This is a genomic window from Nonomuraea sp. NPDC054003, assembly GCF_055585125.1.
Genome location: NZ_JBVJKR010000004.1, coordinates 358,646 through 373,215, shown reverse-complemented (window position 1 = coordinate 373,215; position 14,570 = coordinate 358,646). Strand labels below are relative to the sequence as shown.

The window sequence follows — 14,570 nt, the reverse complement described above, 5'->3', positions numbered from 1 at the left end:
CGTCAGCCTTCTAAGTAGCGAAAAGCCTCATGCGCGGAGGTGACACTTCGCCGCAGGGCGCGTTCCACGGAGTCGGCGTCCTCCGCGAGGCGTTCGATCTCGGCGACGGCCATCGTGCCGGCGCCGGTCTCGGCCAGCAGTTCCTCGTAACGCGGCAGCCTGGCGCGCAGCTCCTCGATCTGCTCGCGGGCGTGGTAGGCCCGCTCGGCCTCGGCTACGTGGCCGGCGTAACGTTCCAGAGCCTCGACGCGCGCGACCACGGCCGCCTCGCTGCTGTCGAGCGCGCCCTGCAGGGGCTTGAGCACGGCCGCGACCTCGGGGGCGAGGCCCCGGCCGAGGAGTTCGCGGTGGTCGGCGCGCAGCGCCGACAGCTTGGCGAGCAGGCGGGCGATCTCCCATTCCTGCTCCGGCAGCAGGAGGGCGTTGCGCGGGCCGTCGAGCAGCCCTTCGGCGTTGACGTGGGAGCGCAGCACGGTGCCGACGGCCTGCTGGGCCCGGTGGAGCACGGCCGTGGCCTCCTCGTCGAAGTCCTGCGGGATCAGGTAGCGGCCGTGGTGCCGGCGGGCCTTCTCGTACAGGGCCCGCTCCTGGGGCCGGTGGTCGTCGCCGACCGCCTCGCTGATGTTGGCGATCTTGACGAGGACGAGGAAGACGAACCCGCCGAGCAGCAGGAACCCGGCGGGCGCGGCCGGCGAGTCCAGCAGCATGGCCATGAGCGCGATGACGAGCGGGGTGGCGGCGAGCAGCGCCACGCTGGAGGTGTTGCGCCGCCTGGCGGGGACCGGCAGGGCGGCCGGGGGCACCCAGCCCGTCCGGATCCTCGACAGCAGCGGGGCGTTCGCGCGCAGCATCCCCGCGGTCTCCGGCGGCACCGCCGGATCGACGACCACTCCCACGCTCTGCCCTGGCACCTCGGCGCCCCCAACGCTCCTCTGTTCCGGATACTACGAAACATCCCGCTCGGGTGTCAGCCTCGCGAAGGACAGGCCGGGGAACCACCAGTTACGGTCGCCGAGCACCTCCATCGCGGCGGGCACCAGGACCATCCGCACGATCGTGGCGTCGACCAGCACTCCGGCGGCCAGCCCGACCCCCATGACGCGCAGCGCCCGGTCGTCGAACGCGCCGAAGGCGGCGAACACGCAGAACATGATCGCGGCGGCGGCGGTGATCACCCGGGCGGTCCCGGCGAGCCCGGCGGCGACCGCGGCGCTGTTGCCCAGCCCGTTCCGGTACTCCTCGCGGATGCGGGAGACGAGGAACACCTCGTAGTCCACGGACAGCCCGAACGTGATCACGAACAGCATCATCGGCACCCAGGCGTCGATCGGCCCGCTGGTGCCGAGCCCGAGCACGTCCCACTGGAAGACGGCGACGACCACCCCGTACGCGGCCCCGATCGACAGCAGGTTGACCAGGATCGCCTTGACGGGCACCGCCACGCTCCTGAACACGGCCATGAGCAGCGCCAGCGAGGCCAGCAGCACCGCGCCGACCGTCCACGGCAGCCGGTCGGCGGCGTGGTCGGCGAAGTCCACGGCGGCGGCGGTCGAGCCGGTCACCAGGACGGGCTCCGGCAGCTCGGCGCGGAGCCGGCGCACCAGGCCGGCGGTGGCCTCGTCCTGCTGCGCCGTGGCGGGCACGACGAGCGCGGCCCGCTCCCCCAGCGGCGTCACGCCGGCCACTCCAGGGGTGGCGCGGGCCCGCTCGACGGCGGCGCCGAGCGGGCGGTCGGAGGCGAGCACGAGCGGCGACCCGGCGCCCGGCCCGAACGCGCCGGCCAGCACGTCGTGGGCGCGCCTGGTGGTGTCGGTGACGGGCCGGTCGGACGCGTCCGACCAGCCGGTGCGCAGGTCCAGCGCGGGCAGCGCGAGCCCGGCGAGCAGCGCCGTCGCCAGCAGCCCCGCCGTCCACGGCCGGCGCTGCACGGCCCTGCTCCACCGCGCCGACCACGGCTCACCGCCTGTACGGGCCGGCAGCGAGAACCGGTCGATCCGGTGTCCGATCATGGTCAGCAGCGCGGGCAGGAGGGTGAGGGAGGCGAGCATGACCATGAGCACGCCGCACCCCGCGGCCACCGCGATGCCGCCGCCGAGCCCGGGGCCGAGGAACACGATGCCGGCGCCGGTGACGATGACGGTGACGCCGGCGAACAGCACGGACCTGCCGGCGGTCCGCATGGCCGTGCCGGCGGCTGTCTCGACGTCCTGGCCCTCGTGCAGGCCGGTGCGGAAGCGGGTGACGATGAGCAGGGCGTAGTCGATGCCGACGCCGAGGCCGAGCATGATCGTGAGGTACACGGCGAAGTCCGGCGTGGCGACCAGGTGGCCGAGCAGGGCGAGCAGGCTGGTGCCGGAGACGACGCCCACGACCCCGATGGCGATCGGGAGAGCGGAGGCGAGCAGCGACCGGAACGCGTACAGCAGGATCACCGCCGCGGCCACCAGCCCGACCCCCTCGGTCAGGCCGCCGGGGGTGAAGTCGGCGAAGTCGTCGCCGGCCAGCTCGGCGGTGACGGCCCCGGCCTCGAAGCCGTCACGGACCTCGGCCAGCTCGCGGGCGGCGGTCTCGTCCGGGTAGTCGATCGGGATCGTGCCGACGGTCCCGTCCGGCGAGACGCGTGCGTACGAGGTCTCCGCGCGGACCCCCGGGACCTCGTTCATCCTCGTGAGAAGCCCGTCCACGGCTTGACGGGCGGCCGGGGACTCGACCCCGGCGGGGGCGGACACGACGAGCGTGCCGGGCGGTTCGGCGGGTGCGGGCCCGAGCAGCTCGGCGGCCCGCCCGCTCTCACTGCCGGGCAGCGCGAACTCACCGGCCACCGGCGCCGGGTTCCAGGCGGCCCCGGCGACGAGCGCGGCGACCAGCGCCAGCCAGGCCAGCAGGACCAGCCGCCGATGGCGGATGCAGAATCGGATCATGCCGCCGACGCTAGGAACGGCCCCCCGCACCGGTCGTCAGCCCACCGCGGTCCCCCGCCTACCACACCCGCGGCATCCAGCACCGAACGGCGGAGGATCAGAGGCGGGTACGGGTCTTCCTCCACCGCACCCGGCGCCGGACGGCCGGGGTCAGGCACAGGGCGTCCCCCCACCGCATCCGCGGGGTGGTCAGGGGTGGTGGCCGGGGCGGGTGAGGCCGGTTTCGTAGGCGAGGACCACGAGCTGGGCTCTGTCGTGGACGCCGAGTTTGGTCATCATGCGGTTGACGTGCGTCTTGACCGTGGCGGGGCTCATGAACAGCTCGCCGGCGATCTGGTCGTTCGTGCGGCCGTGCGCGACGCGGGCGAGGACCTCACGCTCGCGGCCGGTGAGGGGGGCGAGCCGGTCGTCGTTCACGCCGGGCCGGGCGGCGAACTCCTCGATCAGCCTGCGGGTGACCCCCGGGGACAGGAGGGCGTCACCCCGGGCGGCCACCCGCACCGCGTGCCGGATCTCGGCCGGTTCCGCGTCCTTGACCAGGAATCCGCTGGCACCCGATCGGAGCGCCTCGTACACGTACTCGTCCAGGTCGAAGGTGGTCACCACGACGACGCGGGTCCGTCCGGAGACGATGCGGCGGGTCGCCTCCAGCCCGTCGACGCCGGGCATCCGGATGTCCATCAGCACCACGTCAGGCCCGAGCCGGGCCACCTCGCGCACCGCCTCGGCCCCGTCGGCGGCCTCCCCGACGACGGTGAGATCGTCCTCCGGGTCGAGCAGCGCGCGCAGCCCCGCCCGGACGAGCGGCTGGTCGTCGGCCAGCAGGACGGTGATCACGCGGGCATCCACGCCGCCACCCGGAACCCGCCCGCCGGACCGGCGCCCGTGGTGAGTCTCCCGCCCGCGGCCTCCACCCGCTCGGCCATCCCCCTCAGCCCATGACCTCCCGCGTCCAGACCGGGGGTGCCGGACGGGCCGGTGCCGTCGTCGTCCACGCGCACGCGCACGCCCGCCTCCTCGTACGCCAGCGTCACCGTGGCGCGGGTGGCGCTCGCGTGACGGATGGTGTTGGTCAGGGCTTCCTGGACCACCCGGTAGACGGCCAGGTCCACGGCGGGCGGCAGCAGCCGGGGCTCGCCGGTGGTCTCCAGCGTGACCGGCAGCCCGGCGGTCCTGGCCAGGGCGGGGAGCTGGGCGCTGCCGGGCAGGGGATGCCGGGGCCGGAGCACGCCGAGCACGCCCTTCATCTCGGCCAGCGCCTGCCGGCTGGAGTCGCGGATCACCTGGAGGGCGTCGCGGGCTTCCGGCGGCCCGCCCGCGCGGGCGACGGCCTCGGCCGCGACGGCGGCGTGCAGCGCGATCACCGACACCGTGTGGGAGGTGACGTCGTGCAGTTCCCTGGCCACCCGCAGCCGCTCCTCCTGGGCACGGCGCAGCGCCTCCTCCTCGCGGCCGCGCTCGGCCTCGGCGGCGCGGCGCTCGACTTCGAGGGTGTAGGCGCGGCGGGCCCGCGACACCTCGGCGGGCTGCGCGGCGACGAGGACGAGCAGCGCCCAGATGACCACGGCCACCGCGTTGTCCACCCCGGGGTGGAGGACCGCCGCGACCGCCGGCACCGCGACCAGGAACGCCGCCCCCGCCCAGCCCGCCGCCCGGCGGCCGGTCGAGATCGTGGCGAAGACCGAGATCAGCGCCGGAGCGGGCCAGAACGCGTACGCGTAGCCGAGGGTGAACAGGGCGGCGACCGCCCCGGCGCTGATCGCCAGCGCGACCTCCGGCCTGCGGGGCAGCCAGGCGAGCGCGAGCACGGCCGTGACGAGCAGCGCGTAGCCGGCCGGGTCGAGGGGCGTGGCCCCGGGCTGGTTGTCGTAGGCCATGACGGTCGAATACAGGACGACCACCGCCATGCCGCAGACCAGGGCGAGCGTCCTCACATGTTCACGGTAGTGCGCTCGTCCCCCGCCGCGCGATACCGCGGTCGCGGTATCCCGTGTACGGCGAGCGCGGCGGCGACGCAGGCCGGCGGGATCGCGGGCAGCACGTACCGGTGGTCGAAGTCGAGCGCGGCGACCGGCGCCACCAGGAGGAACGCGGCGAACGCCCACGGCAGCAGCGCCGGCCGCCGCCGCCCGACGGACCCGGCGGCCCCGGCCAGCAGCAGCACCCCGAAGAGGGTCCCGTGCAGGAACCACGGGTACGGGTAGGCGGCCAGCACCGATCCCCACGGCTCCACCGACCGCATCCCCCTGATGTCCGGGTCGTAGTCGGCGCGGACCGCGCGCACCAGCTCGTTGTCGGGCACGGTCCAGACCCCGTACGGGAACGTGGAGGTCGGCGTCATCCGGTCGGGGTGCGGCACCGGCTCCCAGGTGAAGGCGAGCGCGGTGTCCCCGGCGATCTGCCGCAGGTAGTCCAAGGGCTGGGCGGCGATGGCGCGCAGGGCGAAGGACCTGGCCAGGTCGTTGTACGCGAACCGGTCGCCGGGCAGCAGGTTGAGCGAGGCGCCGGGCGCCCACACGTACTCGGAGGCGGCGTCCATCACGGTGCCGTTCGGGCAGAGTCGCGCCTCGGCGGGCGGCGGCTGGATGACCGAGCAGTCGGCGAACGTCATCGTGCGGGCCCATAACGCCACGCCGTCGGAGCCGCTGAGCGCGAACCGGTCGTGGTGGCGTTCGTACCATCCGGCGTAGGCGAGCAGCGGCAGCGCGCCGGCCACCAGCAGGACGGCCGCCCGCCGGCGCCGGCCCCGCCTGAGCAGGAGCCAGAGCGCGGCCAGGCCGATCAGCGGCACGGCGGCGGTGCGGGTGAGCCCGGCCAGGGCCAGCAGCAGGCCGGCCCCGGCCGCCGCCCGCGCGGTGACCTCCTCCCGGCGGCCCAGCACGAGCAGCGCGGCCATCACCAGGAAGATCGCCTGCAGGTCGGACAGGATCGCGTGCTCCAGCCGGACGAACGACGGGTCGAACAGCACCGGCAGCGTGGCGAGGGTGGCGCCCCAGCCGGGCAGCCCGCGCGAGCGCAGCAGCGCGTACATCAGCACGGCGACGCCCAGCCCCATCGCGTGCTGCACGCCCGCCACGAGTTCCACGCTGTGGAAGGGCCGCAGCAGCCACAGGAACGCGGAGTATCCGGCGGGGTGGAAGGCCCCGTTCGGCCGCATGCGCACGGCGGTGTCGAGGTACGTGAACGAGTCGTACCAGTACACCATCGCGGTGTCGTACCCCAGCATGACCAGCACGCGCAGCGCGGCGGCGAGCACGAGCACGGCCGCGAACAGGCGGTGGCCAGCCGGTCGCGCCACGGCGGAGCGGCCTGGCGGGACACGGAAGGCGAGGACGGACGCCATGGCAGAGGTTCCCCCGGACGGGCCGGGCGGATCCCGGCGCGGAACCGCGGTTCAGCGGTCGGCGGATACCCTAGCGGTACTTGATCAAGCTATGTCGGCATTTATCCCGCAAAGTCCGGGCGAGCCGCTCATGGGCTGTGGATCTTGCGGAGCACGTCCTCGGGGATGCCCGCCTCGACGAGGCTCTCCCAGCTCTCGAACCGTTCGGCGATCATGGCTTCCACGAGCGGCCGCAGCAGCGCGTGGTCGGCGCCGGCGTGCAGCAGCTCGCTGACGATGCGGCCGCGGCCCGCGAACGGCAGCCGGGCGCCGTCGATCGTGACCGCGTGCGCGATGAGCGCGAGCAGGCGGGCGTCGGGCGGCAGGCCGGGTGCGGTGGCGGCGGTGATCGCGTCGAGGTAGCGGGCGAGCCGGTCGTCGGGGTTCAGGGGCTCGCCGGTCAGCAGGTCCCGCAGCAGCCGGGGCAGGCTGGCGACCCGGCCCCGCGGGCGCAGCAGGAGCGGCGGGTCGGCGCCCTCGTCGAGCAGGTCGGCCAGCAGGTCGGTGTCGGGGTTGAGCAGGTACGCGCGCTCGGCGAACACCCTGATCCGGTGGCGCAGCACGGTGGCCCGCCGCCCGAGGCCGTGACCGAACCACCAGCCGAGCCCGTCGCCGCCCGGCGGTTCGGCCGGCCCGCCGAGCAGGATGTCGCGCTCGCCGTGCTCGGAGACCCGCAGCGCGGGCATGGCGGCCAGCAGCCCGCTCCAGCCGCCGTCGCCGAGCTGGCTGCGCCACAGGTGGGCGTGCGAGGTCCACCGCGCCAGCGGGTCGGGGCCGCCGAACAGCTCCGACACCCGTACGGGCGCGGCGGACGCGGCCACGATGAGCAGGGTGAGGTTGGCGGAGTAGGCGGCCAGCCGCCGCGTGACCGGCCGCCGCACCGGCTCGAACGCGGTGAAGGAGCGCCGCCGCCGCTCGTACAGCGACTCGCGCAGCAGCACGCCGAGCAGTTCCACGGCCCGCTCGCGCTCCCGCGCGGGCAGCCCGGCGAGCAGCTCGACGGCGAAGCCCACGATCGGCCCGCGCTCGGCCAGGCAGGAGAACGAGGTGACCGCGTACAGCAGGTCGTCGTCCAGGTCCTGGGCGGGCGCGGCGGCCAGCTCGCCGCCGGTCAGGTCGTGTCTCCTGACCAGCTCGCGCACCGCGAACACGGCCAGCCAGCCGACGAGGAACTCGCCGAACGTGGCGTGCGCGAACTCGTAGCCGTCTGTCCCGTTCCCCGTACGGCGCGCGGACGTACGGCGCGCGAAGAAGAACCGCCTGGTGGCCCGGTCCGCCCCGCTGCCCGGCCCGCACAGCGCCGCCAGGTCGGCGTCGAGCGCGGCCGCCGCGGCGACCGGCCGGCCGCGGGCGAACATCGACAGCGCGACCGCCCCGAGCCGTACCAGCTCCCGGTCGACGAGGGCGCGCAGCCGGGGCGGCGGCAGCCCGACGGCGGAGGCGTCCCTGGCGACCTCGCGGCGGGCGAAGCCGCGGATCAGCGCCTCGTACAGCTGGGCGCGGCCGATGGGGCCGGCGCCGCGCACGCCGTCCCCCGTGGCGTCGTGCAGGGCGAGCAGCAGCAGGAGCAGCGGCTGCGTGGCGAGCTCGGGGTGGGCCAGCGCGTCGCCGGCGGACAGCGGGGCGCGGTCACGGCGGGCGAGCACCGCCCGGTTGGCCTGGTCCCAGATGTCGAGCCAGCGCCGCACCTGGTCTTCCTCGAACGGGCGCAGCTGCAGCACGACCAGGCCGTCGGGGAAGCGCACCCGGTCGGCGACGACGGTGCGGCCGGTGACGACGACGGCGACGGGCCGGCCGACGCGGTACTGCCTGGCCTGGAACTCCTGGATCTGCTCCAGGTAGTCGTGGCGGCCCTCGCCGGCGGCCTGGATCAGCTCGTCGAACCCGTCGAGCAGCACCACCGGCAGGGCCCCCTGCCCGGCCTCGACCAGCTCCTCGAAGCGCACGTCCTCACCGAGCGAGGTACGCAGCCCCTGGTCGATCTGGGACAGCACGGTGGACTCCGCCACCACGTCGTGCAGCCGCACCCGGATCGGCAGGAACTCCGACCCGGCCAGCCGCGCGGCCAGCACCTCCACCAGCGTGGACTTGCCCGCGCCCGGCTCGCCCAGCACGACCAGCGGCGCCTGGGTGGCGCCCAGCGAGGTGAGATGGCCGACCAGGAACGCCTCGGTGTCGGGCAGCGCCCGCTGCCCGGCCCACCAGCTCCTGGCGGCCGGCCTGGGCGGCTCGGCGGCGGTCCCCGCCAGCTCAGCGACCCGGCAGCGCGGGGTGATGTAGCCCTCGCCGAGCAGCGGCAGCGTCACGTCATCCGGCGGCTCGCGGCCGGCCATCAGCGGCTGGTCGAGCGCGCCGGCGGCCAGCCGCACCAGGTGGATGACGGGCCGGTCGCCGGTGCGCGGCGGGGCCAGCTCCGCCAGCAGCCGCGCCACCCGCGACAGCCCGGCGCCGGGCGGCGGCTGCTCGGCGGCCAGGCTCCACCTGCCGAACTCGGGGCGGTCCAGGGCGAGCAGCCGGTAGTCCTCGTCGTAGACGCGCAGCGCGTGCGCCTCCGGGCCGTCGGCGAACAGCGCCGGCAGCCGGGCCCGGTCGCCCGCCGGCAGCTCGCCCCACACGGGCAGGCCGCGCGCGTACGACAGGAGCGCCTCCGACATCCGCCGGTGGACCAGCCGCACGGCCTGCCGGGTCTCCTCGTACGGGCGATGCGGCTCGGGCGTCGGCAGCCCGGTGGCGAGCAGGCTCCTGACGAGGGCGGCGTACCGCTCGGCCGCCTCCGGGTGGCGGGTGTGGTCCAGTCGCTCCAGGGTGACCGGGGGCCTCGACTCCTCGCCCAGGGCCTCGAAGTACGCGGAGGCCACGATCACGGCGTGGGCCGCGGCCAGCCGCCGGGTCCTGACGAACCGGGTGTCGCCGCCGCGCCGGGCGGCGACCCCGCGCACCGTGTCCTCGGTGTAGCGGACGATCTCGCCGCGCAGCTCCACCAGGCCCGCGGCGGGCACGGCGGCGCCGCCCCAGCCGGTCGGAGGCACGGCCGCGGCCCGCTCGACGGCCTTGGCCAGCCGGGGCCGCTCACAGCCGAGGATGTCCAGCGCGCCCGCGTAGCTCAGGATGTCCGTCATCGGCGTCTCCGAAGAGCGTGAGAGCTCCCATCATGACGCCGTTGGTCCGGCTTTGTAGGGTTGTCGGATGCTCAGCCCTTGAGCGCGTCGGTGATCTCCGTGAGGGCGGCGGGGTCCTCGATGGTGGACGGCACGCGGTAGGGGGTCCCGGCGGCGATGTCGCGCATGGTGCCGCGCAGGATCTTGCCGGAGCGGGTCTTCGGCAGCCGGCTCACGACGACGGCCCTGCGGAAGGCCGCGACGGGACCGATCCGCTCGCGGACCAGGGCGGTCAGCTCGCGCTCGACGTCGGCGGGGTCGCGTTCCACGCCCGCCTTGAGCACCACGAGCCCGACCGGGAGCTGCCCCTTCAGCTCGTCGGTCACGCCGATGACCGCGGACTCGGCGACGTCCGGGTGGTCCGCGAGCACCTCCTCTATGGCCCCGGTGGACAGCCGGTGCCCGGCCACGTTGATGACGTCGTCGATGCGGCCCATGACGAACAGGTAGCCGTCCTCGTCGATGCGGCCGCCGTCGCCGGTCAGGTAGTGGCCGGGGTAGCGCGACAGGTAGGCCTCGGTGAAGCGGTCGTCGTCGCGGTAGAGGGTCGGCAGGCAGCCGGGGGGCAGCGGCAGCCGGACCGTGACGGCGCCCTCGACGCCGGGCGGGCACTCGTTCCCGTCGTCGTCGAGGATGCGCATGTCCCAGCCGGGTACGGGCTTGGTGGGCGAACCCGGCTTGACCGGCAGTTCCTCGATGCCGACGCAGTTGGCGGCCATCGGCCAGCCGGTCTCGGTCTGCCACCAGTGGTCGATGACCGGGATGCCGAGCAGGGCCGAGGCCCAGTGGTAGGTGTCGGGGTCGAGCCGTTCGCCGGCGAGGAAGAGGTAACGCAGGCTGGACAGATCCCACTTTTTAGCGAAACTGCCGGACGGGTCTTCCTTCTTGATCGCGCGGAACGCGGTGGGCGCCGTGAACAGCGTGCGCACCCCGTACGTCGACACCACCCGCCAGAACGCGCCCGGGTCGGGCGTGCCGACGGGCTTGCCCTCGTACAGGACGGTCGTGCAGCCGGCGAGCAGCGGGGCGTAGACGATGTAGGAGTGGCCGACGACCCAGCCGACGTCGGAGGCGGCCCAGTAGACCTCGCCGGGCGCGGCGCCGTACACGTTGGCCATGCTCCAGTGGAGCGCGACCGCGTGGCCGCCGTTGTCACGGACCACGCCCTTCGGGGCGCCGGTGGTGCCGGAGGTGTAGAGGATGTAGAGCGGGTCGGTGGCGGCCACGCTGACGCATCCGGCGGGTTCCGCGTCGCGCACGGCGCTCTCCCAGTCGAGGTCGCGGCCCTCGGTGAGGTCGGCGGGATGCTGCTCGCGCTGCAGGATCACGCAGTGGGCGGGCCGGTGCGACGCCCGCTCCAGCGCGGCGTCCAGCAGCGGCTTGTACTCCACCAGCCGGGACGGCTCGATCCCGCACGACGCCGACAGCACCACCTTGGGCCTGGCGTGGTCGATGCGGACGGCCAGCTCGCTGGCCGCGAACCCGCCGAACACCACCGAGTGCACCGCCCCGAGCCTGGCGCAGGCGAGCATCGCGACCACGGCCTCGGGCACCATCGGCATGTAGATGACCACGGTGTCGCCGGTCCCGACGCCGAGCCCGCGGAGCATCCCCGCGGTGCGGGACACCAGGTCGAGCAACTCCCGGTAGGTGTAGCGGCGCGCGGACCCGGTGACAGGGCTGTCGTAGATCAGCGCGTCCTGGTCGCCCCGGCCCGCCGCGACGTGCCGGTCGACGGCGTTGTGGCAGGTGTTGAGCCGCCCTCCGGGGAACCACCGCCCGCCGTCGTGGGCCCGCTCGGGCTCCACGTCCCAGTCGACGCCCCGCGCCGCCTCGCGCCAGAACTCCTCCGGCGCCTCGATGCTCTGCCGGTAGACGGACTCGTAACTACGCATTTCCGGAGCACTTCCCACGACTCAAGACTGTGTCAGCAATCGACGATCATCAACCCGGAACGGGCAACAAAGCCCTAAATTGGGGGATTCGGGCTTCGTGCGGGGCTCGGTGCCGACCACTGGAGGTAGGAGTCGATCCTCATGGGCGATGACCTGATCCTGTCCGTGGTGACCGGTTCGCGCGCGTATGGGCTGGAGACCGAGGCGTCCGACATCGACCGGCGTGGCGTGTTCGCGGCCCCGACCGAGGCGTTCTGGCGGCTGGACAAGCCGCCGACGCACCGCGACGGGCCGCTGCCCGAGCAGTTCTCGTGGGAGGTCGAGCGGTTCTGCGTGCTGGCGCTGCAGGCGAACCCGACGGTGCTGGAGTGCCTGTGGTCGCCGCTGGTCGAACTGGTCACGCCCGCCGGGCGGCGGCTGCTCGACCTGCGCGGCGCGTTCCTGTCGGGCCGCGCCCAGGAGACGTTCGCCGGGTACGCGGACGCGCAGTTCCGCCGGCTGGACCCGGAGGCGCCGAAGTGGAAGCAGGCCATGCACATGATCAGGCTGCTGCTGAGCGGCCTCCATCTGGTCCGGCACGGCGAGCCGCGCGTCCGGATGGGCGACGACCGCGAGCGCCTGCTGGCGGTCAAGCGGGGCGAGGTGCCGTGGGCGGAGGTGGACGCCTGGCGCGCGCGGCTGGTCGCCGAGCTGGCGGCGGCCGACTCGGTGCTGCCGGAGCGGCCGAACCGGGACGCGGTCGAGGAGTTCCTGATCGGCGTGCGGAGGGAGAACCTGTGAACCTGCCCGCCTGGTTGCCGGAGATCCCGGGTGAGCAGCCGTACCCGCTGGTGTTCGCCACCGTGAGCGGGGCCCATCTGTACGGGTTCCCGTCGGCGGACTCGGACGTGGACCTGCGCGGCGTGCACGTGCTGCCCGCCCGGGAGGTCGTCGGGCTGGTCACCGGGCCGGAGACGCTCGACGCGACGTGGACGCGGGACGGCGTCGAGGTGGACCTGGTGACGCACGACCTGGCCAAGTTCTGCCGGCTGCTGCTGAGCCGCAACGGCTACGTGCTGGAGCAGCTCCTGTCGCCGCTGGTGGTGGCGTCGTCGCCGGTGCACGAGGAGCTGGTGGCGCTGGCGCCCGCGTGCCTGACGCGCCATCACGCCCACCACTACCTGGGGTTCGCGCGGACGCAGTGGCGGCTGTTCGGGAAGACGGGCGAGCTGAAGCCGCTCCTGTACACGTTCCGGGTGCTGGCCACCGGGATCCACCTGATGCGGTCGGGCGAGCTGCGGGCCGACCTGACGCAGCTGTACGGGTACGGGCCCGCGTACCTGCCCGAACTGGTGGCCGCCAAGCGGGAGGCCGAGCACGGCGCCGCGCCCGTGATCGCCTCGGCCGCCGCGGACGTGGCGAGGATGACCGCGGAGCTGGAGCGGGCCGGGGACGGCTCGGCGCTGCCCGGCACCGCCTCCGCGCACGCCGCCCTGCACGACCTCGTGGTCCGGATCCGCCTGGGGTAGCGCAGAATCGGTGCCATGACGTTCGTCGGCAGGCGGGAGGCGCTCGCGGCGATCAGCGGCGTGCTGGCCGCGGGTGCGGGATGCGTGCTGGTGGAGGGTCCCGCGGGGATCGGCAAGACCCGGCTGCTCGCGGAGGCCGCCCGCCTCGGCCGCGCACGCGGCCTGACGGTGGCCGCCGGTCGTGCCACCGAGCTGGACCGCGTGGCCCCCTTGTCGACACTGCGCTCGGCACTGGCCGGAGTAGTCCCGATCGACGTCACCGGTGGCGCCGATGTCCGGCAGCCCGCCAAGACAGACTCCACTGACCGGCCCCACCCCTCCACAATCACCCCCGACCACGTCCGGCCGACCACCGAGACAGACCCCACCGACCGGCCCCATCCCTCAACGATCAGCCGCGACGACGTCCGGCGGGCCGCCGATTCGGACTCCATCGGCTATCCCGTGGATCGGGTGGAGATGATCGGGGACGCGCTGGAGCGGTTCGCCAAGCCGTTGCTCGTGGTGCTGGACGACGTGCAGTGGGCCGACGAGCTGAGCCTGCTGGCGCTGCGCCGGCTGGTGCCGGGCGGGTCGCCGGTGGTGTGGCTGCTGGCCCGGCGGCTGCTGCCCGAGCAGGAGTCGCTGGACCGGCTGGAGGCGGTGCGGGTGCCGCTGCCGCCGCTCAGCCAGGAGGAGGCGGCGGAGCTGAGCGGTCACCTGCTGGGATCGCCGCCGTCGCGACCGGTTCTGGAGCTGGTACGGGCGAGCGGCGGCAATCCGTTCCTGCTGGAGGAGGCGCTGTCGGCGGCGCGTGAGGACGGCCGGGTCAGGATGGACGGCGGCTTCCCTGAGGCGGTGGAGCGGCGACTGCTGCCGCTCTCGGCGGGGACGCGGCGGCTGCTGGGGGTCGCGGCGGTGCTGCGGCGGCCGTTCTCGGTGCACGAGGCGGCAGGGGTGCTCGGCGCGCCGGTGGCCGGGGCGGTCGCGGCGGTGGAGGAGGCGGTCAGGGCCGGGGTGCTGGTGGACGAGGGCGGGCGGCTGGCCTTCCGGCACGACCTGATCAGGGAGGCGGTGTACGGAGGGCTGCCGGAGGCGGTCAGGAGCGCGTGGCACCGGGAGGCGGCCGCCGTGCTCAGGGCCGAGGGCAGGCCCCCGGCGGAGCTGGCCGAGCACCTGCGGCACGGCGCCCGCCGGGGTGACGCCGCGGCCGTGGCGGAGCTGCGTGCGGCGGCGGCCGGCCTCAGGGCCACCGCCCCGTCGGCCGCCGCCGACCTGATGACGCGAGCCCTCGACCTCTCGGACAGCTGGGATCCGGCATTGGTCGCGGACGCCGTACGCCTCCTCGCCTCGGCGGGCCGCCTCGCCGATGCCCGCGCCCTCGCCGACGACTGCTCCACGAGACCGTACGCCCGTCCCTGGTCGCCTGACACCCCGGCTCTCCCAGGTGATGAGAACGACCCGATGGACGGCCCCACCCCCCGGCGGCACACGCCCAGAGAGCCGAGCGCGAGGACGGCGACGGCATCGGCGGACGCCTCGAGCGGGCAGACGGAAGCCGGACGGCCGGACACACCCGAAGAACCGGGCGCGAGGACGGCGACGGCACCGTTGGACGCGCCGAGCGGGCACACGGAAGCCGGACGGCCGGACACACCCGAAGAACCGGGCGCGAGGACGGCGACGGCACCGTTGGACGCGCCGAGCGGGCACACGGAAGCCGGACG

At 74.7% G+C, this 14,570-nt stretch carries 10 protein-coding genes; 3 read left to right on the top strand and 7 right to left on the bottom strand.

Translation table 11 applies throughout. From position 1 onward, the window contains the following. Positions 1–2: 2 nt before the first annotated feature. From ACZ6YG_RS12330 to ACZ6YG_RS12300, 7 genes are all read right to left on the bottom strand, one after another. The gene (locus ACZ6YG_RS12330; protein ID WP_466018009.1) at positions 3–896 is read right to left on the bottom strand and encodes a hypothetical protein; all 894 of its coding nucleotides are present in this window, start codon (positions 894–896) and stop codon (positions 3–5) included. A 48-nt stretch (positions 897–944) separates the two neighbouring features. Beyond that, a complete protein-coding gene (locus ACZ6YG_RS12325) occupies positions 945–2,921 on the bottom strand; it encodes an MMPL family transporter (protein WP_466018008.1) in 1,977 nt (658 codons plus the stop codon). A gap of 189 nt (positions 2,922–3,110) precedes the next feature. Next, the gene (locus ACZ6YG_RS12320; RefSeq protein WP_271279211.1) at positions 3,111–3,758 is read right to left on the bottom strand and encodes a response regulator; all 648 of its coding nucleotides are present in this window, start codon (positions 3,756–3,758) and stop codon (positions 3,111–3,113) included. After that, the gene (locus tag ACZ6YG_RS12315) at positions 3,755–4,855 is read right to left on the bottom strand and encodes a sensor histidine kinase (protein ID WP_466018007.1); all 1,101 of its coding nucleotides are present in this window, start codon (positions 4,853–4,855) and stop codon (positions 3,755–3,757) included. Before ACZ6YG_RS12315 ends, ACZ6YG_RS12320 begins: the two co-directional genes overlap by 4 nt. Next, on the bottom strand, positions 4,852–6,264 hold the full coding sequence (locus ACZ6YG_RS12310; RefSeq protein ID WP_271279205.1) for a hypothetical protein: 1,413 nt from the start codon (positions 6,262–6,264) through the stop codon (positions 4,852–4,854). The genes ACZ6YG_RS12315 and ACZ6YG_RS12310 overlap by 4 nt, the downstream gene beginning before the upstream one ends. A gap of 128 nt (positions 6,265–6,392) precedes the next feature. Then, entirely contained in the window at positions 6,393–9,422 is a 3,030-nt protein-coding gene (locus ACZ6YG_RS12305; RefSeq protein ID WP_466018006.1) for an NACHT domain-containing protein, read from the bottom strand. A gap of 71 nt (positions 9,423–9,493) precedes the next feature. Beyond that, positions 9,494–11,356 carry a propionyl-CoA synthetase gene (locus tag ACZ6YG_RS12300; protein ID WP_148032020.1) on the bottom strand — a complete coding sequence of 621 codons (1,863 nt, stop codon included), beginning with the start codon at positions 11,354–11,356 and terminating at the stop codon, positions 9,494–9,496. Positions 11,357–11,497: 141 nt separating this feature from the next. Here ACZ6YG_RS12300 and ACZ6YG_RS12295 point away from each other — a divergent pair, with 141 nt between their 5' ends. The 3 genes from ACZ6YG_RS12295 to ACZ6YG_RS12285 form a co-directional block, all read left to right on the top strand. Further along, positions 11,498–12,136, top strand: a complete 639-nt coding sequence (locus ACZ6YG_RS12295; protein ID WP_466018005.1) for a nucleotidyltransferase domain-containing protein — start codon at positions 11,498–11,500, stop codon at positions 12,134–12,136. Continuing rightward, positions 12,133–12,864: a nucleotidyltransferase domain-containing protein gene (locus tag ACZ6YG_RS12290; RefSeq protein ID WP_271279201.1), complete on the top strand. Its 732-nt coding sequence runs from the start codon at positions 12,133–12,135 to the stop codon at positions 12,862–12,864. Before ACZ6YG_RS12295 ends, ACZ6YG_RS12290 begins: the two co-directional genes overlap by 4 nt. A 15-nt stretch (positions 12,865–12,879) precedes the next feature. Further along, on the top strand, positions 12,880–14,570 hold a 1,691-nt coding region (locus tag ACZ6YG_RS12285; RefSeq protein ID WP_466018004.1), incomplete at its 3' end, for an AAA family ATPase.